The sequence below is a fragment of the Metabacillus rhizolycopersici genome (assembly GCF_020075705.1).
Genome location: NZ_JAIQUM010000001.1, coordinates 66,744 through 87,571, shown reverse-complemented (window position 1 = coordinate 87,571; position 20,828 = coordinate 66,744). Strand labels below are relative to the sequence as shown.

The 20,828-nt window shown below is 35.9% G+C and carries 20 protein-coding genes; 17 read left to right on the top strand and 3 right to left on the bottom strand.

What is annotated here, in order from left to right; genetic code table 11:
* The first annotated feature begins 25 nt into the window (after positions 1–25).
* The 9 genes from pyc to K9V48_RS00370 all read left to right on the top strand — a co-directional run bounded on the left by pyc (position 26) and on the right by K9V48_RS00370 (position 12,338).
* A complete protein-coding gene (pyc, locus tag K9V48_RS00410; RefSeq protein WP_224135832.1) occupies positions 26–3,472 on the top strand; it encodes a pyruvate carboxylase in 3,447 nt (1,148 codons plus the stop codon).
* A 592-nt stretch (positions 3,473–4,064) separates the two neighbouring features.
* Entirely contained in the window at positions 4,065–4,994 is a 930-nt protein-coding gene (cyoE, locus tag K9V48_RS00405; RefSeq protein ID WP_285871987.1) for a heme o synthase, read from the top strand.
* Between the two features lie 98 nt (positions 4,995–5,092).
* Entirely contained in the window at positions 5,093–6,178 is a 1,086-nt protein-coding gene (gene coxB, locus K9V48_RS00400) for a cytochrome c oxidase subunit II (RefSeq protein ID WP_224135831.1), read from the top strand.
* A gap of 36 nt (positions 6,179–6,214) precedes the next feature.
* Positions 6,215–8,080 carry a cytochrome c oxidase subunit I gene (gene ctaD, locus K9V48_RS00395; RefSeq protein WP_224135829.1) on the top strand — a complete coding sequence of 622 codons (1,866 nt, stop codon included), beginning with the start codon at positions 6,215–6,217 and terminating at the stop codon, positions 8,078–8,080.
* Positions 8,080–8,706, top strand: a complete 627-nt coding sequence (gene ctaE / locus K9V48_RS00390; RefSeq protein WP_224135827.1) for a cytochrome c oxidase subunit III — start codon at positions 8,080–8,082, stop codon at positions 8,704–8,706. Before ctaD ends, ctaE begins: the two co-directional genes overlap by 1 nt.
* 4 nt (positions 8,707–8,710) lie before the next feature.
* Positions 8,711–9,043: a cytochrome c oxidase subunit IVB gene (gene ctaF, locus K9V48_RS00385; protein ID WP_224135825.1), complete on the top strand. Its 333-nt coding sequence runs from the start codon at positions 8,711–8,713 to the stop codon at positions 9,041–9,043.
* A 245-nt stretch (positions 9,044–9,288) separates the two neighbouring features.
* Positions 9,289–10,188: a cytochrome c oxidase assembly factor CtaG gene (gene ctaG, locus K9V48_RS00380; protein ID WP_224135815.1), complete on the top strand. Its 900-nt coding sequence runs from the start codon at positions 9,289–9,291 to the stop codon at positions 10,186–10,188.
* Between the two features lie 359 nt (positions 10,189–10,547).
* Positions 10,548–11,063 carry a GNAT family N-acetyltransferase gene (locus tag K9V48_RS00375; RefSeq protein ID WP_224135813.1) on the top strand — a complete coding sequence of 172 codons (516 nt, stop codon included), beginning with the start codon at positions 10,548–10,550 and terminating at the stop codon, positions 11,061–11,063.
* A gap of 99 nt (positions 11,064–11,162) precedes the next feature.
* On the top strand, positions 11,163–12,338 hold the full coding sequence (locus K9V48_RS00370) for a GNAT family N-acetyltransferase (RefSeq protein ID WP_224135811.1): 1,176 nt from the start codon (positions 11,163–11,165) through the stop codon (positions 12,336–12,338).
* 426 nt (positions 12,339–12,764) lie between these two features.
* Here the strand turns inward: K9V48_RS00370 and K9V48_RS00365 are convergent, their stop codons facing one another.
* Positions 12,765–13,121 (bottom strand): YugN family protein, encoded by a 357-nt coding sequence (locus K9V48_RS00365; RefSeq protein ID WP_224135809.1) that lies wholly within the window; start codon positions 13,119–13,121, stop codon positions 12,765–12,767.
* Positions 13,122–13,382: 261 nt separating this feature from the next.
* On the opposite strand from K9V48_RS00365, the gene K9V48_RS00360 reads away from it, so the two are divergent.
* Together K9V48_RS00360 and K9V48_RS00355 are read left to right on the top strand one after the other, a co-directional pair.
* Entirely contained in the window at positions 13,383–13,799 is a 417-nt protein-coding gene (locus tag K9V48_RS00360; protein WP_224136099.1) for a CBS domain-containing protein, read from the top strand.
* 438 nt (positions 13,800–14,237) lie between these two features.
* The gene (locus tag K9V48_RS00355; protein ID WP_224136097.1) at positions 14,238–15,299 is read left to right on the top strand and encodes a CAP domain-containing protein; all 1,062 of its coding nucleotides are present in this window, start codon (positions 14,238–14,240) and stop codon (positions 15,297–15,299) included.
* A gap of 449 nt (positions 15,300–15,748) precedes the next feature.
* Here K9V48_RS00355 and K9V48_RS00350 read toward each other — a convergent pair whose 3' ends face one another.
* Complete coding sequence (locus K9V48_RS00350) at positions 15,749–16,237, bottom strand: PaaI family thioesterase (protein WP_224135807.1); 489 nt, start codon at positions 16,235–16,237, stop codon at positions 15,749–15,751.
* A gap of 290 nt (positions 16,238–16,527) precedes the next feature.
* On the opposite strand from K9V48_RS00350, the gene ylbD reads away from it, so the two are divergent.
* The 5 genes from ylbD (at position 16,528) to K9V48_RS00325 (ending at position 18,968) form a co-directional block, all read left to right on the top strand.
* Entirely contained in the window at positions 16,528–16,917 is a 390-nt protein-coding gene (gene ylbD, locus K9V48_RS00345; protein WP_224135805.1) for a YlbD family protein, read from the top strand.
* An 80-nt stretch (positions 16,918–16,997) separates the two neighbouring features.
* Positions 16,998–17,237 (top strand): YlbE-like family protein, encoded by a 240-nt coding sequence (locus K9V48_RS00340; protein WP_224135803.1) that lies wholly within the window; start codon positions 16,998–17,000, stop codon positions 17,235–17,237.
* Between the two features lie 125 nt (positions 17,238–17,362).
* On the top strand, positions 17,363–17,794 hold the full coding sequence (locus K9V48_RS00335) for a hypothetical protein (protein WP_224135801.1): 432 nt from the start codon (positions 17,363–17,365) through the stop codon (positions 17,792–17,794).
* Positions 17,795–17,915: 121 nt separating this feature from the next.
* Positions 17,916–18,365 carry a YlbF/YmcA family competence regulator gene (locus K9V48_RS00330; protein ID WP_224135799.1) on the top strand — a complete coding sequence of 150 codons (450 nt, stop codon included), beginning with the start codon at positions 17,916–17,918 and terminating at the stop codon, positions 18,363–18,365.
* 330 nt (positions 18,366–18,695) lie between these two features.
* Positions 18,696–18,968: a YlbG family protein gene (locus K9V48_RS00325; RefSeq protein WP_224135797.1), complete on the top strand. Its 273-nt coding sequence runs from the start codon at positions 18,696–18,698 to the stop codon at positions 18,966–18,968.
* A gap of 194 nt (positions 18,969–19,162) precedes the next feature.
* On the opposite strand, the gene K9V48_RS00320 is transcribed toward K9V48_RS00325, so the two are convergent.
* Entirely contained in the window at positions 19,163–19,552 is a 390-nt protein-coding gene (locus K9V48_RS00320) for a DUF7147 family protein (RefSeq protein ID WP_224135796.1), read from the bottom strand.
* Positions 19,553–20,261: 709 nt separating this feature from the next.
* Between K9V48_RS00320 and rsmD the strand changes: the two genes are divergently transcribed.
* Positions 20,262–20,828 carry a 16S rRNA (guanine(966)-N(2))-methyltransferase RsmD gene (gene rsmD / locus K9V48_RS00315; RefSeq protein WP_224135794.1) on the top strand — a complete coding sequence of 189 codons (567 nt, stop codon included), beginning with the start codon at positions 20,262–20,264 and terminating at the stop codon, positions 20,826–20,828.

Here is a 20,828-nt window from a genome sequence, read left to right as displayed (position 1 = left end):
ATCATGACAATTAAGGGGGATTTAGATGATGGAAAGGAAGATTCACAAACTTTTAGTTGCTAACAGGGGAGAAATTGCAATACGCGTATTTCGGGCTTGTAACGAATTAAATATTCGTACAGTTGCGATTTATTCAAAAGAGGATTCAGGATCATATCATCGATATAAAGCAGATGAGGCATACCTTGTAGGTGAGAATAAAAAGCCGATCGATGCTTATTTAGATATAGAGAATATAATAGAAATTGCGAAAAAAAATCAAGTTGATGCCATCCATCCAGGATATGGCTTCTTATCAGAAAATATTCATTTTGCCAGAAGGTGTGAAGAAGAGGGACTTATCTTTGTTGGTCCTGAAACTAAGCATTTAGACATGTTTGGTGATAAAGTGAAGGCACGTACTCAAGCAGAGTTAGCAAATATTCCAGTGATACCCGGAAGTGATGGGCCAGTCCATAGTCTCGATGAAGCGATGAGATTTGGTGAAGACTTTGGATACCCCTTCATGATTAAAGCCTCATTAGGTGGCGGTGGAAGAGGAATGAGGATCGTTCGTAGTGAGTCTGGTTTAAAAGAAGCATATGAACGTGCAAAGTCTGAAGCTAAAGCTGCATTTGGTAATGATGAGGTGTACGTAGAAAAATTCATTGAAAATCCAAAACATATTGAGGTACAAATTTTCGGGGATCATGAAGGTAATGTTGTCCATCTTTATGAACGGGATTGCTCGGTCCAAAGACGTCATCAAAAAGTTGTAGAAGTAGCTCCAAGTGTGTCACTTACAGAGGAGTTAAGAAAAGAGATATGTGAATCTGCTGTTAAGTTAATGGATAATGTTAAATATTTGAATGCAGGAACAGTTGAATTTTTAGTTTCTGGTGATCAATTTTATTTTATTGAAGTAAACCCGCGTGTACAGGTTGAACATACGATAACTGAAATGATTACAGGAATTGATATTGTTCAAACCCAATTATTAATTGCACAAGGTTATTTACTTTCTAGTAAGGAAATCGGGATTCAATCACAAGAACAAATTAGAACGAATGGGTATGCAATTCAATCCCGTGTAACGACAGAGGATCCACTTAATAACTTTATGCCTGATACAGGAAAGATTATGGCCTATCGGTCAGGTGGTGGATTTGGTGTTCGTTTAGACGCTGGGAACGGTTTTCAAGGTGCAGTAATTACACCACACTATGATTCATTATTAGTGAAGCTTTCAACTCAAGCTTTAACATTTGAACAAGCTGCATCTAAAATGCTCAGAAATTTAAGGGAATTCAGAATTCGTGGAATTAAAACAAATATTCCATTTTTGGAAAATGTCGTTAAACATAAAGACTTTTTATCTGGAGAATATAACACATCATTTATTGATTCAACACCTGAACTGTTTGTCTTCCCAAAACGTAAGGATCGTGGCACAAAAATGCTTACATATATAGGGAATGTGACTGTAAATGGTTTTCCTGGGATTGGAGAAAAGAAAAAACCCGTTTTTGATAAACCTGTTATTCCTAAAATAAAATATTCTGATGAAATGCCAAGTGGAACAAAGCAAGTTTTGGATCAGCACGGTGCAACAGGGCTTGTTAACTGGATTAAGGATCAAAAGCAAGTTTTATTAACTGATACGACATTTAGAGATGCGCATCAATCGTTGCTTGCTACACGTGTCCGTAAGACAGACATCGTACAAATCGCTGAACCGACAGCGCGATTGGTTCCAGATCTTTTCTCATTAGAAATGTGGGGCGGAGCTACCTTCGATGTTGCTTACCGCTTCTTAAAAGAAGATCCGTGGGAACGACTCTTAACGATTCGTGAGAAGGCTCCTAATGTGCTTTTACAAATGCTACTGCGTGCTTCAAATGCTGTCGGCTATAAGAATTATCCGGATAATGTGATTAAAGAATTCGTTGAAAAGTCCGCACATGCCGGCATCGATGTCTTTAGAATCTTCGATAGTCTTAACTGGGTAAAAGGAATGACGTTAGCCATTGATGCGGTTCGTGATACTGGAAAAATTGCAGAGGCTGCGATTTGCTATACAGGTGACATTCTAGATCCATCTAGGCAAAAATATAATCTCGATTACTATAAGGATTTAGCAAAAGAACTTGAACAATCTGGGGCCCATATATTGGCTATTAAAGATATGGCAGGGTTGTTAAAGCCACAAGCTGCTTATAACTTAATTTCAACATTAAAAGAAGCGGTTGATATTCCGATCCATCTGCATACACATGATACAAGTGGAAATGGGATTTTCACTTATGCTAAAGCTATTGAAGCAGGTGTTGATATAGTGGATGTGGCAGTTAGTTCAATGGCTGGCTTAACATCACAGCCAAGTGCAAACTCACTTTATCATGCATTAGAAGGTAATGACCGCCAACCAAATATCGATATCCATTCGTACGAAAAATTGTCTCAATATTGGGAAGGTGTTCGTAAGTATTATGCTGATTTTGAAAGTGGTATGAATGCACCACACTCTGAAATTTACATGCATGAAATGCCTGGAGGACAATATAGTAACCTTCAACAACAAGCTAAAGCAGTTGGACTTGGGGATCAATGGGATGAAGTAAAAGAGATGTACCGTCGTGTTAATGATCTATTTGGGGATATTGTAAAGGTTACGCCTTCCTCAAAAGTCGTAGGTGATATGGCATTATTTATGGTGCAAAATAAGTTAAATGAAGATGATATTTTTGAAAGGGGAGAAGCGTTGGATTTTCCTGATTCCGTTATTGAGCTGTTTGAAGGATATTTAGGTCAACCACACGGTGGATTCCCGAGAGAATTACAGCGAATCATCTTAAAAGGTCGTACACCATTTACGGATCGTCCAGGAGAGCGACTTGAGCCTGTTCAATTCACAGCTATGAGAGATGAACTTTACCATAGTTTAGGAAGACCGATAACAAGCTTTGAAGCAATAGCAAATGCACTTTATCCGAAGGTATTCTCTGAGTATATTAAGACGCGGGAAGCATACGGTGATATATCTGTCTTGGATACACCAACATTCTTATATGGAATGAGGTTAGGTGAAGAAATTGAGGTGGAAATTGAACAAGGGAAAACGCTAATTGTTAAACTAGTTTCAATTGGTGAGCCTCAAGCCGATGGCACACGTATTATTTATTTTGAACTAAATGGACAACCACGTGAAGTTGTTATCAAGGATGAAAATATTAAATCTACGGTTGTGACAAAGGTAAAAGCGGATCATGCTAATGAAGAACAAATTGGTGCGTCAATGCCAGGAACTGTCATTAAAGTTCTTGTCGAAAAAGGCGAGAAAGTAAATAAAGGTGATCACCTCATTATTACAGAAGCGATGAAAATGGAAACAACTGTTCAAGCACCGTTTGCTGGTGTCGTAAAAGGGATCCACGTTTCTGATGGAGAAGGAATTCAAACAGGTGATTTATTAATAGAAGTGGGGAAAGAATAACTAGAAAAGGACTGACAACAATTGTCAGTCCTTTTTCATCGTCGCTTAGGAAACTATAAAATTCTTGTACTGTGGATAAGCGCACGACATCCAGTTCCAGGTCCTAGACGCTCTTGAACAGAAGGTAGAAACACCATCTATTCAAAAGTGTCTTATTTGTCCGAGGCTGTTTAAGATGCTGGCTGAAAATAAAAAAGGAATAGTGGAGCAATTTTCATTTAAAAATGATTTTCCAAAGAATTAATAGTAAGTTTATGTTAAAATAGAAAAGATTGGAATAATAATACTTGAATGAATATCGTTTATTTGTCATAATTTTGACAAGAAAATTTCACGATTTGTTCACATATAAATTGGGAATTGTGAGTTAATTTTAAGAAGATTGTTTTTTATTTAACATTTCTTTAGTATCATAGGATATAGAAAAATAGCGGGATGGAACCGCAAACATATTTTTTCATTGTAATTAAATTAGATTGGTTTATTTATATGTACTTAACATATAAAATTTTTCTCTAATCTACTAAATTTTATCTTGACACAGCTTATTAATCATTTCTATAGAATGATTGTATGTTAAGGAGGTAAGAAATTGGCAAATTCAAAGGTTTTGAATGAGGCCACAATGAAACAGCGGCAAGAAAAAAAACGTGAAACATCGTTTTGGAAGGATTTCCTAGCCCTTATTAAAGTAGGTATAGTTAATTCGAATGCAATTACAACATTCACTGGTATATGGTTAGCTTTATATTTTAATGGGAAAGGTTTTTTTGCTAATATAGATATTGTCTTATTTACAGTTATTGGGTCATCTTTCATCATTGCTGGGTCCTGTGCTATTAATAACTATTATGACCGGGATATTGATCATTTGATGGAAAGGACAAAGGAAAGACCGACCGTTACTGGAAAAATGAATCCGCTTCAAGCATTATGGATAGGCCTTTTTCTACTAATAATCGGCTTTGTTTGTATGCTGATGACAACGGTAACGGCTACTATAATATCACTTGTTGGAGTCATTACATATGTCTTGTTATATACAATGTGGTCAAAGCGGCTGTATACGCTTAATACGATAATTGGAAGTATCTCTGGTGCTGTTCCACCCCTGATTGGTTGGGCGGCTATTGATGCTAATTTAAATGTAATAGCATGGGTTTTGTTTTTAATAATGTTTATCTGGCAGCCGCCACATTTTTTAGCACTTGCTATGCGAAGAACCAAAGAATATCGTGCAGCAAACATCCCGATGCTTCCAGTTGTACATGGATTTGAAGTGACGAAGCGACAAATAATGGTATGGATTATTTGCTTACTTCCACTACCATTTTATTTATATGAATTAGGAATTGGCTTTCTTGTTTTAGCAACCGCTTTAAATATTGGTTGGATTGCAATTGGAGTTAAAGGTTTTAGAAATAAAGATATAGAAATGAAATGGGCAACCAAAATGTTCGTTTACTCTATTAACTACCTAACAATCTTATTTGTTTCAATGGTGCTTTTTACCATTGTTTAATATTGAAATTCTTTCTTAAAAAGAATTTATTTATAAATGGTCCCTGAATGAATTATTTTTGGGAATTTAAATTAATGAAAGAGGGGTTTGATTGAGCTATGAGAAAAAGGCTGACGAAATGGCGTCTAATTCCATTATTAGCAGTATTGACGCTTGTCTTAGCCGGCTGTGGTGAACCGTTTCTTTCCACGTTGCAGCCAGCGGGTGAAGTAGCGGATATTCAGTATGACTTGATGGTATTAAGTACTCTCATCATGGTTGTAGTCATTGCAGTCGTAGTAGTAATCTTCATTTATGTTGTCCTTAGGTTTCGTCGACGTAAAGGTGAAGAAAACAATATTCCTGTACAAGTTGAAGGGAATCATAAGCTAGAAATCATCTGGACAGTTATTCCTATTCTTTTACTGATTGTTTTAACAGTTCCGGTTGTAACGGCAACATTCAAACTTGCTGAAGTGGATGCAATTGAAGATGAAAACCGTAAACCAGAAGAGGCAATCGTCGTTAATGTAAAAGCAAATCTTTATTGGTGGGAATTTGAATATCCAGACTATGGAATTGTAACAAGCCAAGATCTAATTGTTCCAACAGATGAAAAAGTATACTTTAACTTAATTTCCTCTGATGTAAAACACTCATTTTGGATTCCAGCCATTGGCGGTAAAATGGATACAAACACTGAGAATGTGAACAAAATGTGGTTGGAATTTGACTCCGATAGAATGGATCAGGTTGATCCTACTGGATATTTCTATGGGAAATGTGCCGAGCTATGTGGTCCGTCACATGGTTTAATGGACTTTAAAGTAAAACCGCTTCCACGAGCTGAATTTGACCAATGGATCTCGGATATGGAAGGCGCAAAGGTAGTGGCTACGTCTGATGTAGCAAAGCAAGGTGAGCAACTATTCGAGGAAAAGGGATGTATCGCCTGTCACGCTGTGTCTCCAACAGATGAGAGACCTGCTGCAGCAAGAACTGCTCCTAACTTAGCTACATTCGGAGAACGCGCACGTGTTGCAGGGATTCTTGAGCATAATGAGGAGAATGTTCGTGCTTGGTTAAATGATCCTGAAACACTCAAGCCAGGAAACAAGATGACTGGAACATATCCAAAACTATCTGATCAAGAGTTAGACGCTCTAACAGAATACTTAATGGAACTAAAAGTCTCAAACAAGTAAATAATATATGATCGAAATGAAAAGGGAGGTAACACTGTGAGTACGTTAACTCAGAAAAAAGGGGCCGGTGCGGTAATTTGGGACTATTTAACGACAGTTGACCATAAGAAAATCGCCATCCTTTACCTGATAGCCGGTGGCTTCTTCTTCCTTCTTGGTGGATTGGAAGCTTTAATAATCCGTATTCAGTTAGCTATACCGAATAATGACTTTGTAACTGCCGGTTTTTACAACGAAGTAATGACAATGCATGGAACAACGATGATTTTCCTAGCAGCAATGCCGTTATTATTCGCATTAATGAACGCTGTAGTACCATTGCAAATTGGAGCTCGTGACGTTTCATTTCCGTTTTTAAACTCCTTGGGTTTTTGGTTATTCTTCTTTGGAGGCGTATTCTTAAACTTAAGTTGGTTTTTAGGTGGGGCACCAGACGCAGGTTGGACTTCATATGCATCTTTAGCGGTAGAATCACCTGGTCATGGAGTGGATTTTTATATATTAGGACTACAAGTATCGGGTTTAGGTACGTTAATTGCCGGGATTAATTTTCTTGCGACAATTATCAATATGCGTGCACCTGGAATGACTTACATGCGTATGCCATTATTTACATGGACTACATTTGTAGCATCTGCACTTATTTTATTTGCATTTCCAGCATTAACAGTAGGTTTGGCGTTACTAATGTTTGACCGATTATTCGGTACTGCATTTTTTGATCCTGCTTTAGGTGGTAACACGGTTATTTATGAACATTTATTCTGGATTTTCGGACATCCTGAGGTTTATATTTTAATCTTACCTGCGTTCGGGGTATTTTCAGAAATTATACCTGTATTTGCAAGGAAGCGTCTTTTCGGATACTCCTCTATGGTATTTGCGACAGTATTAATTGGATTTTTAGGCTTCATGGTTTGGGCCCACCATATGTTTACAACTGGTTTAGGGCCGATTGCAAACGCAATCTTTGCGGTTGCGACAATGGCAATTGCAGTACCAACTGGTATTAAAGTTTTTAACTGGCTATTTACGATTTGGGGCGGTTCAATTAAATTTACATCTCCAATGATTTGGGCTGTTTCCTTTATACCATCCTTTGTTATGGGTGGGGTAACAGGAGTTCAATTAGCCGCAGCGCCAGCTGATTATCAGTTTCATGACACGTATTTCGTTGTCGCTCACTTCCATTATGTTATTATTGGTGGTGTAGTATTTGGAATACTGGCAGGTTCAATATACTGGTGGCCAACAATGTTTGGAAAAATGTTGGATGAAGTAATGAATAAAATAACATTTGTTCTTTTCTTCATCGGATTCCATCTAACGTTCTTTATTCAGCATTTCATTGGCTTAAACGGTTTGCCTCGTCGTGTATTTACATATCTGCCAGGGCAAGGTTTTGATACAAGTAACTTTATTAGTTCGATCGGTGCTTTCTTGATGGCAGCAGGGACAATTGTTTTACTTATTAATATTATCTATACATCAATTAAAGGGGAAAAAGTTGGGACAGATCCATGGGGTGATGGTCGTACACTTGAGTGGGCAATTTCATCACCACCACCAGAATACAACTTTAAACAAACTCCACTAATTCGTGGATTAGATCCATTATGGATTGAAAAAATGGAAGGTAAGAAAGAAATGACACCAGCAGAACCACTTGCTGATATTCATATGCCTAATGGTTCTATCTTACCGTTCATTGTGTCTCTTGGATTATTTATCGCTGTGTTTGGATTAATGTACCGTGAAGATTATGGATGGGGATTACCGGTTATTATTGTAGGTTTCCTTATCACATTCGGTGCCATGTTCTTCCGTTCTATACTTGATGATCATGGATATCATATTCATAAAGAAGACTTAATTGATGAAGATAAAGGAGGGAGAGCATAATGGCACATGTTGAAGAAAAATTAACAGCGGAAAATTTTCCAGCGGCGCCTGAAAAAGCTACCCTCGAAGGCAAAAATAAATTTGTAGGATTTTGGTTGTTTTTAGGTGGAGAAACTGTCTTGTTTGCGAGCCTTTTTGCTACTTTCTTGGCATTGAGGAATTCCAACGCGGGTGGCGCAACAACACAAGAGATGTTTGAGCTTCCGCTTACTTTCGCAGCAACAATGCTCCTTTTATTTTCGAGTATAACGAGTGTATACGCAATGTACCATATGAAGAACTATAGTTTTGGAAAAATGCAGCTATGGTTAGGTATAACAGTACTTCTAGGTTTAGGTTTCTTGATTTTGGAAATTTATGAGTTTTATCATTATGTACATGCATTTGAATTTACAATTCAAAGTAGTGCACTTGGTTCTGCTTTCTATGTTTTGGTTGGAACCCATGGATTGCATGTGGCATTTGGGCTATGTTGGATAACGACGTTAATTGTTCGTAATTCAAAGCGTGGATTAAGCTTGTATAACGCACCTAAATATTATGTGGCTAGCTTGTACTGGCATTTTATTGACGTAGTTTGGGTGTTCATCTTTACAGTTGTATATTTAATGGGAATGGTGGGATAAAATGATGGCAAAAGGTCATAATTCAGCAACCCAAAATATAGACTTAATATATCGTCGTAAGAAAAATGCAGAGGAAATGAAACATCAAGTAGTATCTTTTGCAATGATGATTTTCTTTACTATTGTTGCATTTGTCGCTGTGGGGTATGAAGGAATTGGCGAATGGTTTAAAGTGCCATTTATCCTTTTATTAGCAGTGGTTCAGGTTATTTTCCAGCTTTATTATTTCATGCATATGAGTCACAAAGGGCATGAGGCTCCAAAATTCTTCTTGTTCTCAGGTGTTTTTGTTGCAGTGTTAACGGTTTTAGCCCTTGTTACAATTTCTTGGTGGTAATTAATGAAGATGAGCAATTGGCTATTATGCTAGTTGCTCGTTTTTATTTATCACATTCTTTACAGGCAGCACTACCCTTACCTCAGGCGTCAAGTGAAACATGGAGATAAGTTGTGAATATCTGTCCGTATAGATATAGGTAAGTCCTGTTTTATATTAATGAGTGGTTGCGTTTTAACTTTGTCATAATGTGATATGAAATGTATAATAATGATGAAAGACTAGGGTGAGGAGCTGATTAATAGATGGGCTTTGATATATTTGGATTTCGGGCATTATGGAGTCCTTATTATATGGTAATTTTGCTTGTAATAACAGTTTTGTATTTTATGATCATTGGGCCATGGCGCTCTAAATTCAAAAATAGTATCCCAGTAACAACGAAACAACAAATTTTATTTGTATTAGGCATTGTGACTCTATACATAAGTAAAGGGAGTCCAGTTGATTTATTAGGTCATATTATGTTTAGTACACATATGATCCAAATGGCTATTTTATACTTGGTCGTCCCACCTTTCCTTATCCTAGGGATTCCAGAATGGTTATGGAAGACAATTATTTATCGTCCTTTCATTAAGCCAATAGTGAGATTATTTACTAAACCGATTATTGCACTTCTTATTTTTAACGGATTATTTTCAGTTTATCATTACCCTTTGGTGTTTGATTTTGTGAAAACCGATCCGCTCTATCATGCAGCGATGACAACTATCATCTTTATTGGTGCTATGTTTATGTGGCTTCCGTTATTTCTTAATACATTACCAGAGTGGGAAAGACTTACTGGTATTAAACGAATTGGTTACATCTTTGCAGATGGTGTTTTATTAACGCCGGCCTGTGCATTAATCATTTTCGCTACAGATCCTTTATATGCAACTTATTCTGAACCGCAAGCTTGGATGAATGCCCTTGCGTTATGTGTACCTGCTGATATGCTTTCTGGATTAAACTTAACTGGTCCTGATATGTTCAACATCCTACCTTTATTAGAGGATCAACAATTAGGTGGGGTGATTATGAAAATCATCCAAGAAATCGTTTATGGAACAATTCTAGCCTATGTCTTTTTCCAATGGGCGCGGAGAGAGCGTCAAAATGATGAGCTTAAGAACGATTTTTCCCCAGAACCAGCAAAATGAAACCTTTCGTTTACTGATTAATCAGTAGTTGCTATTCATTTTAAAGAAACAATTTCCTAATCATCGGTGAATCATTAGCTGATATCTAGGCAATCTTATGGATTTAAACATATTTACAAGGTGGTTTAGAATAAAATGTTCTAAGTCACCTTTTTTAATTGCTTAGGAAACTATAAAATTCTTGTACTGTGGATAAGCGCATGGCATCCAGCGCCTAGCCCCTCGAGGTCATAAGCCGCTTTTGAATTGAAGGTAAAGTACGCGCCTTCTATTCAAAAGCGTCTTATTTACCCGAGGCTGAACAAGGAGTTTACGCTTTTCTTATGATGACAAAAATCAAAAAGAGGGGAGAGAATGGTTTGATTGAGATTTTAACAAATCGACTAATGATCATACCCTGTTCACTTGATATCGCCAAATCATTGGTGTTTCATCGAAAGGAGTTAGACAAACAGTCACCAATTGAATTTCCTATTTGCTGGCCATCTGCTTTTGTGAAAGGCTTTCTTCCGCTCTATATTGAAAACTTGGAGTCAAAGGAGAAGAAAAATGATTGCGGGCTATGGCTAATTATTTTGTATGAAGAGAAACGAATAATTGGTGATATTTTAATGCAAGGGAAGCCCTCTAAGGAAGGTATGGTAGAATTGTGTTATCATGTGGATGAAAAGCAGGTAGATGAAACAATAGCGTTTGAAGCAGTGGATGCATTCATTGATTGGTTAACGTATCAAAAGTTTGTAACAAAAGTAGTAATGGAGTGTGAGGTAGCACAAGAACGATCAATTAGACTTTTTGAAAAGCTAGGAATGCTTTGTACGGAAAAAGAAGGTCGTTTTTTAATGTGGGAAATTCAAAAGAAAGATTTTGAATGAATTATTTTCATTTGTACTATTCAATTATGAAACAGGAGAAATATGGTGGATGGTGGATTCCTTTCAGCCACTATCCATTAATAGGAGTGTATGTTTGCAGTGATTAAAGTTATAACGAATGAAAATTATGACAAAGTCCTTAAATTATCAGAATACGCATTCCAGTTTACCATTGGCGATGGTGAACTAGAAGCGTATAAACGAAAACTAGATAAGCAGTATATTCTTGGCGAATTTGACAATGATGAACTAAGATCGAAGCTCCATATTTATACATTCGAAACCATGATTCAAAATCAAGTGTTTAAGATGGGAGGAGTTGCTTCTGTTGCGTCTTGGCCTGAATCAAGAAGAAATGGTAAGGTCAAAATGCTACTTCAGGAGAGTCTTCATTGGATGAATGAACAGGAATTCGATATCTCGTATTTGCATCCATTTTATGTTCCTTTTTATCAAAAATTTGGTTGGGAACTAATCTGTACAGAGAAAACGTATACGATTCAAAAAGAAGATTTAACATTTATACATAGTCAAAATGGGAAAATGATTAGAAAAACAAAAGATGACGCTCTTCCTATTTTAATGAGTTTGTATCGTAGATTTATTGAGATTCATAATAGTATGCTAATCCGAGATAAAAGTTGGTGGATGGATGTCGTTTTAAAAAAGGGGCAGCATGTTGTTATTCACGTAAATGACGATAACGAAGAAGATGGTTATATGATTTATTCCATAAAGGATCGTGAATTAATCGTTCATGAAGTAGTTGTCTTAAAAGAGTCTATTAAAAAAGATTATTGGAATTTCATATGTCAACACGATTCAATGGTTTCAACAGTAAAGTGGAAAACATATGAACAAGATCCCCTGTCCTTGTTACTACCAAACCCTAGGGTTAAAACAGAAATTCACCCTTATTTTATGGGGAAAATCGTAAATGTAAGTAGGTTTTTGGCGAAATATCCATTTTACATCAAGGGTGACAAGCCACTCATTCTTCATCTGTCAGATCCAATATGTCATTGGAACAATGGAACTTTTTTTCTAAAGGGAGAATCAATCCAGGTGTTTCAAAAGGAAAAAGGCAGTTGTGTGAATCCACCAAATAGAGGTATAAGAATGGATGTAGGTACGTTAACATCGGTGTTATTAGGTCATAGTGATCCGAAGCACCTTTTTGAGTTTGGAAAAATTCAAGGTGAGGAAGAGCAAGTAAATCTTTTACTTGATATGGTTTCGCAAGTGAAATCATCCATCTTATTTGACTTTTTCTAAACGGTATAGAATGGAACGGTTTTTCAAAGAATTGATGAACGTTAAGAATTAATTCCCACAGCGCCCACCTTAGAGTCCTTGGTGAATCAAAGAAGGAAGGTGGAGAAACTGCCTATAAAGATTAAGGAAAGTCTCGCTAAAACTATCAGTGAAGGATAAAGAAAATCCGCACTGATGGAAGTCTTTCTTTCTGTATTAAAATAGAAAAGCGAATCCTCCTTGTTAAATTGAGTTCGCTTTTTTAATGTTCTTATCGTTTTTCGAAAACTATAAAATTCTTGTACTGTGGATAAGCGCACGATATCTAGCGCAAGCATCCGGCCCCTCTTGGGTCTACAGCCACTCTGAATTGAAGGGAAAAAACACCTTCTATTCAAAAGCGTCTTATTTGCCCGAGGCTGATCAAGGCGCTTGCGCTTTTTGTTTTTATTGTACCATTTGTATGGCTTCAGATACCTTAGATAAGAGATTCTTACTAGTGTTTACGACGTCATCAGGAAAGTACTCACCTTCACCATATTCAACGCCATGTGGGTAATGATGCTTACCTAAAATAGGAGTGATCATTTTAACAACTGCATGGCGACCATCAATTTCACCTTCTACAGCATAGGCTTGCACACGAAGATAGTAAACATCACCTTGCTTTTGAATTTTACGATCAAAGGTAACTCGTTCATAATCCCATTGACCAGCTAAAACAAATCCAATATTCTCCATTATTACGCTTAAACGATCGAAGTCAATTGTCACATCTTCTAATCCGGTTGTTTCTAATTTCATATGTAAATCCCTCCTATTAAAGCCTTTTCATCATATCTATTATAGCTGAAAAACCCTAAAAAAATAAGAGTAATTTCCATCATTTGGTCTTACTTTGATGATAAAACAACTTTAAGGTAAAAACTTCAGAATATCCTAACGAACAGGTGCAGAAAATAGTGTTACAGAGCAACATAATTAATAAAGGAAGACTTCCATCAGTGGTGATAATGTAATTCTCCACTGATTGGAGTTTTACATAATAAAAGGGGATGATAAATGATGCAAACAGTAAAAGATATTATGACTACTAATGTAGAGTATTGTACGCCACTTGATAACGTATATGAGGTGGCTGTGAAAATGAAGGAGTTAAATGTTGGAGCAATCCCTATCGTTGATAATCAAAAGTTGATTGGACTAATCACAGATCGTGATTTAGTTTTAAGGGGGATTGCAGAGAAACACCCTGGTTCTAATCAAGTAACGAACGTAATGACTGATCAACTGATTACTATTGAATCAAATTCTTCTCCACATGAGGCTGCAGACTTGATGGCTAAACACCAAATAAGACGTATCCCTGTAGTTGATAACGGAAAACTTGTGGGGATGATTTCATTAGGGGATCTATCGACACATACGATAACAGGCAACGCAGCTGGAGAAGCGCTATCGAATATCTCTGAAACATATTGAAAATAAACATATAGACACAGAATGATTTTTATCCCATTCTTACTGGGGAGTAAAACCCTTACCTAATGATACTAAAGCAAAAAAGCAAGTAGGTAAGGGATAACTTTCCGTTTTTCCCTCATTAACAAGCCTTAGTACCCACAATAGTTCATAAAGGAATCGAAATTATATATGTGAGTAGTAAACGACTTAGAGGATTCAATTGATTGATATTTGTAAAGAATGTGAGATATTAGGGTTTTAAAGGTGTAATTACACGAATTTTAGGCAATTTCGTTCGTATTGTTAGAAAACTAAGGTAATTTATACTATACTACGATTAACGGGATTTCTAGTTGGAAATACTAGCAATACTACTTTTCATAACAAATAACTAGAATATCAATGGGGAGTTTTCATATAATGATAGGAAAAAGAGTAGTGATGGAGGGGTTTTGACTGCGTGTTTTCATTCGAACGGTTATTATATTTTTAATCATTATTATAAGTTATACATTATTTATGTATTTTGGACAATATACTCCTAACGAAAAACATGAAGAAGAAGATATCCAAATTTCTAATGAAGCATTGACTACAGAAAAAGAATCAAAGATTGCTGATGAATCGGATAAATTGCCTGAAGCAGGAATTTTGTCACTTATGGATAAATCGTCAGAAGAAATTACGGCTCTGTTTGGAGAACCTGACCGAATTGACCCTTCAGCATATGATTATGATTGGTGGATCTATCAACAAGCAGATAACCAATATATCCAAATTGGAATATTAAATCATAAGGTTGTGACTGTTTATGGTATTGGTAATGGGGTGAATGTAAGCCCATTTAAAATTGGACAACCAATACAAGAAGTATTTAAAATTGCACCTGTTTCATCAAATTTATCGCTAAATTTCGATGGGAATTCTTATCGGTTTGAATTTTCAGAAGAGGATATGAACACAAGGCCAACAGTAAAGGTTGGTGATGTATTTGTACAACTATATATCGACAAGTTTGACGGGGTGTTATCAAGTATTCGTGCACTAGATTCAGAAACGTTTATTAAGCAACGGTCTTACGAAGTTACGTATCGAGGGGAGTTAATAAAAGCTAAGAAAATTACAAATGAAAAATGGGACGGGATAGAGGACGGTGTTGAGAAACAGATATTATCGATAACAAATATTATCCGTACTAGACATAATATTAATTCAGTTACATGGGATGAAGAAACATCACAAGTAGCATTTTTACACAGCGAAGATATGAGACTGAATAATTATTTTTCGCATGAATCACCAAATGGAGAAACGTTAGTAGACCGACTAGCTAAATTTGATGTGAAATATAAAATGGCAGGAGAAAATATTGCAGCACAATATGTAGATGGGATTGCAGCTACTGAAGGATGGTTAAATAGTAAAGGACACCGCGAAACACTGTTAAATGGGGAGTTCACACATTTAGGCGTAGGTGTAGATGGCTTATATTATACACAAAACTTTATCTCGAATTAACTGATCGTCTTTCCTTGAAGACGAAAATTTTACTACTTTAAACATGAAAACAATAAGTGAAAAGTGGAAGTAAGTTGACTGGTTTATGGCAAGAATGAAGCTTGTAACTACACTTTATTATGTGTAGGGGAAGTCACGAAGCTTTTGGTTACACTTACACTTGAATAAACCATTTTCGTTCATTTTAAAGATGTAAGCTGACTGTAAATTCATAGTCAGCTTTTCTTTATCCTATAAAAGTCAAGGTAAGTTTCATTTTCATGATGCTTGGAAAACTGAGACTATTTCACCTTCCGATATGCACGTCTTTCAGCGTATTCATAACAAAGTGAACAAACGAAGATTTTTACGCCATCGTCATTAAAATAAATTTCTCCAATTTTACTCGTTTTTTTACAAATCGCACAATGTTTTTTGAAAAAGAAGCTTTTCATAACCTCCACCAACCTTTAGCTCCGATTAATAATAAAAAAGCTAGCTGTGCTATGTGCAATAAGAGTTCCGTCGTCTCTGTAAACTCGACCTTCAGTGACTACTGTTTTGTTTCCCTTGTGAATGATATCGGTCGTGCATACTAATTCTTTTCCGACACCAGGGGCTACATAATTAATTTTCATTTCACTCGTAACGACAGTTTTGTCAGGAGGAAGTATGTGATGGACAAGGCCTCCCATTGCTGAATCAAGTAAAGTTGCTGTAATACCACCGTGGACAATTGTTAATGCATTTTGAATGATAGGGGTGTTTGGTATTTTAATTGTAAACTGGCCATTTTTGAATTCACCTTCAGCGTGGAGAATTGCATTTATATACGAATTCTTTTCATGATATTGCTTTTTTTTTAATCCAGTCAAAATGAGTTCAAGAACATATTGGTCTTCTTCGAGAGCGTCTTGTAATACCTCATTGGTTAATCGTAATAGCTCGTCTTTTGTCATCTCCCTAACACACTCCTTTAGTCAGTAATATTTTACCAAAATTTTCGTGACTTTTTCAATTGCTATTTTAATAGATAAAATCAATTTTCTTATTGTTTAGCGTGAATTATAAAATTCTTGTACTGTGGATAAGCGCATGACATCCAGCGCAAGCGCCTAGCCCCTCGATTGGCTTATGCTCGCCTTAGGCTGATCAAGGCGCTTGGGCTTTTGTTTTTTAAATTGGGCGAACATTTAAAGTGTTTTTTCGATATGATATCGTAGGCGAATGTATCGAAGAGGTGAAAAAAATGAAAGCAAAGAAAAACCATCCATCTGTTCAACAGTTTAAAGAGTTTGTTAAGGAACATCCGAAGTTGGTGCAAGAGGTCAGAAAGGGTAATAAAGAATGGCAGGAAGTGTTCGAGGATTGGTATTTGCTTGGAGAGAACGATGTAATTTGGAAACAATATAAAAATATAGCTGAACAAAATGATGATGAAAAAAAATCCGATTTTATGACTCAAATGTTATCAGCAGTGAAAAAAATGGATGCGAACACTGTAAACCATCATATTTCGAATGTAAGCAGTACGATTTCAACGATTCAAGGTCTTTTCAATCAATTTGGTTTAACAAAGGGTTCAAGTCAAACTTCCTCAAGTAAAAGTCAACAACCTTTTTCTTTTAGAAAAGATTGATTGAAATAGGTGGGGCTTTCTGCCACCTATTTTTACTGTGCATGTAATTATTTAGACGATGTCGTAATTGGAGGGGCTGTATGCGAAAAGAAATTCAAGAACAAATTCGTTCCAATAAAGAATTGCAGCAATTTATTCGAGAGCAACCTCAATGGTTTCGGAAGCTTTCTAGAAATCCTAATGATTTAGAATCGTTAGAAATGGAAATGATGAATTATTATCAAAAGACAATTCCACATAAAGTACAGCAATTTTCAAACTCGATACAAATGGCATCAATGATGATTGGGATGTTTCAAGCAATGAGACAACAAGATTAAAACGACTTGGAAACCAAGTCGTTTTAATCTTAGTGCTACATAATCGTTAAGGAGTTAGTTTTACCTAAAAAATATATTCATGATTTGATACATGGTTGTGAACAATAGGGAAATAGGAGGCGAAAATGATGATGCGGTTAGTCGTTTTTTGTTTAATGTTTATTGTCTTGGTTGGTTGTGTAGGGGACAAGCCAAGACCAAAGGGGACGGTAGAAACCATTCCCCTTCAAATTACGAATGTTTCAAAAGATGTCGTTGAAGTTATCAGTCAGCAACAAAATCATTCTTTGAATGTCAAGCATCATGTTCGTGAACAGGATGTATATATAGAATGTTTTATTCCTAATTTTTTCTTTAAAGAAAAGGGAGGAAGTAAAGTAAATGGTGAAGGTCATATAATAGTTTATATAGATGGTAAAAAAGTTAATGACATGTATACTGCAGCATTTATGGTCAAAGGATTGGATAAAGGGATCCACGAAATGACAGTAGAGGTCGTTCATAATGATTCAACAAGTTATAATCTGAAAAAAACATGGGATGTCACGATTCAATAATGTTCTAGCAATGTAAGCTTAAAGGTATAGCAAAAGTTATTTGTTTGATAATATATTATGCCTAGAATTTTTCAATTTCCGTTATTCATGGTAAAATGAGTAACGGAGGTGCAAATACTCTATGTTTGCTACAATTGAAAGCATGTTAATACTCGATGAAGCAGAAAAACTTGCTAGCTTTGTACTTCAATCTGAGCTAGCAGATGAATATCGTCGAAGTTTTCATATATTAAAGAATGATAAAGAAGCTCAACAGCTAATTGCTCAATTTTCGAAAACGAAGGACTTATACGAAGATGTTCAACGTTTTGGTAAATATCATCCAGATTATCGGAAAATCTCAAAGGATATGCGTGACATTAAAAGAGAGCTCGATTTAAATGAATATGTATCGAATTTTAAAAGGGCAGAAAATGAACTCCAATCATTGTTAGATGAAATTAGTGTTCAGGTGGGTCGCGCAGTATCAGATTATGTAAAGGTTCCGACAGGTAATCCATTCTTTGATTCAGGGTCAAGTTGTGGTGGAGGATGTAGCTCTGGCGGGGGATGTGGCTGTAAAGTTTCATAAAACGAGTCGGAAATGGCTCGTTTATTTTTTTTGATGAATATTGTTAGAGATCAACTTTTTTGCTAGACTTTAATTGAAAAGGTTTACTGTTATAATAGTGATTTTTTAAAACTAAAGTGAATATTTCATCAGTGGGGGAATCCTGTACGATTGGTCGGGGTTCACGGGTTGCTGAAAAATCAAACAAAGTAGTCCGCCGACGCCATTAGTCTGCGTTAATTAAGTTTAATTCTTTACGATAGTATAAGCTACTTTGTATTTAGATTCCTCTAAGGTTTTAAGTGGGGTTATACTGCAAGTTAATCTGCGATATATAAGGAGATACATATTATGGTTGAAAAGCGTCAAGGGATAGCCGTTTGGCTCCATTCATTAAAGCATATCAAAATGCTGAGAAAGTTTGGAAACGTCCATTACGTTTCCAAACGATTAAAATATGTTGTATTATACTGCGATATGGATTTGGTAGAGCGAAATGTACAAAAGCTTTCATCCTATTCGTTTGTAAAACATGCTGAGCCATCTTATAAACCTTATTTAAAACTTGAATTTGAGTCAAAGGTGGATAAAGCAAAAGAATATGATTATAAAATTGGATTATAATCGGATATAGTTATTGTCAAAACGATTATATAAAAGGCTTACCATGAGGACGAATGACATGTAAATGTATTTCGTTTTCTAGATGGTAAGCCTTTTTTCGTCTTCGTTTAGGAAACTATAAAAAGTAGAAAGACGCTAACCGCGATGTCACTTAGTCAAAGCACTATGTATCAGTTAGCATTTTGTAAATCTACTTATTGCAATGGTGGGAGATAATGATTTAATCGTAATATCCCAATTAAATATTGATAATAAAGTTCAAGTTCCTTAAACATGTTAGAAGGTTTAACTTCAATCTGAATGATTTTTTTATTTAAATGGGATTCTAGTTCTGTAAATAATTCAAATCTCTTATTTGCTTTGACATTTGGATTTGGGATACCTTCCCGGCAAATATACAAAGCTTGGAACTTCCCTGGATCAGTCGGCTCCATGATAACAACTAGAGATGAAACATCACGATTATTTACTTTTGAATGTAAAGCAATCAGCTTCGATACACGGTGTTTATTAGCCTTAGCTGTCTCGATAAGTTCATATATATCAGAATAACCTTCACCTAACTCAATAAATCGTTGAATCATAAAATGTCCTCCCTGAAACGATAATGGAAATAAGATACCCTAAAGTGTGGTAGAGCGAAAAAACAGTACAGACATAATCAATTTTTCACTATACCATGAACAATAATAAATGAGAAGGAAAGGTTTTGGAATAATAAAATGAAGTTTAAACAATACCATTGTATCCTAGGCTGGAGCTGGATGTCGTGCGCTTATCCACAGTACAAGAATTATTTTATAGTTATAAAACAAAAAAACCTACAGATAATCTCTGTAGGTTCCTTCAATACCTTTTAGTATATAAAAGGTTGAAGGCAAAGGGAGAGGAGAAACCGGAGGAAGAACTTATGGGGAAACGTAAGTCTTCTCCGCGGTTGGCAACAACATCAACGAATCGATGTTGTTACTAATCATTATCACCAATCGGATTTTTCATATACATAAAACAATAAAAAAAATTAACAAGTGTTTACGAAGGCAGTTCTCAAGCGACGTTGTTTGCCGAAAATACAACTGAATGTAAAGAGTGAATTTTTAAAATTGTAAGTAAATAAATATAAAATATTGTATCAGATGGAAAGGCTGTGGTACGATTAAGTGAAACTTTTTCCGCAATAAAAGATAGTACAGCTTTGACGGATGGGAGTTTCACTAAATTGAGACAAGGGGACAAATTACAGTAACTTATTAATCGTAGTGTAATGTAAATTAAAAAGTCGTGGTGAATGAAATGAGAGTAGTGTCAGGAAATTATAAAGGTAGATCATTGAAAGCAGTACCGGGGGTAAGTACACGTCCAACAACTGATAAGGTAAAAGAAGCGATATTTAATATGGTGGGGCCATATTTTGAAGGTGGCGTTGCCTTGGATTTGTTTGCAGGTAGCGGTGGTCTAGGTATTGAAGCACTAAGTCGTGGGATTGAACGATGTATTTTTGTCGATCGAGAATCTAAGGCTATCCAAACGATACATAAAAACCTTGAAGTCTGTCATGCTATAGAGGCATCTGAGGTTTATCGAAATGATGCTGAACGAGCATTAAAAGCGATTATTAAACGAGAGCTACAGTTTCAGTTAATATTTTTAGATCCTCCCTATAAACAACAAAAATTGAAAACGCTTATAAATGAAATTAGTGAAAATAGATTACTAAGAAAAGACGGGTTTATTGTAACTGAGCATGGATCGGATATTCAATTGCCTGAAGAGATTGATCAATTGATTCAATTAAAACATGAAACATACGGGATGAGTTCTATTACAATTTATAGATATAGTCATAAAGGGGAGGAATAA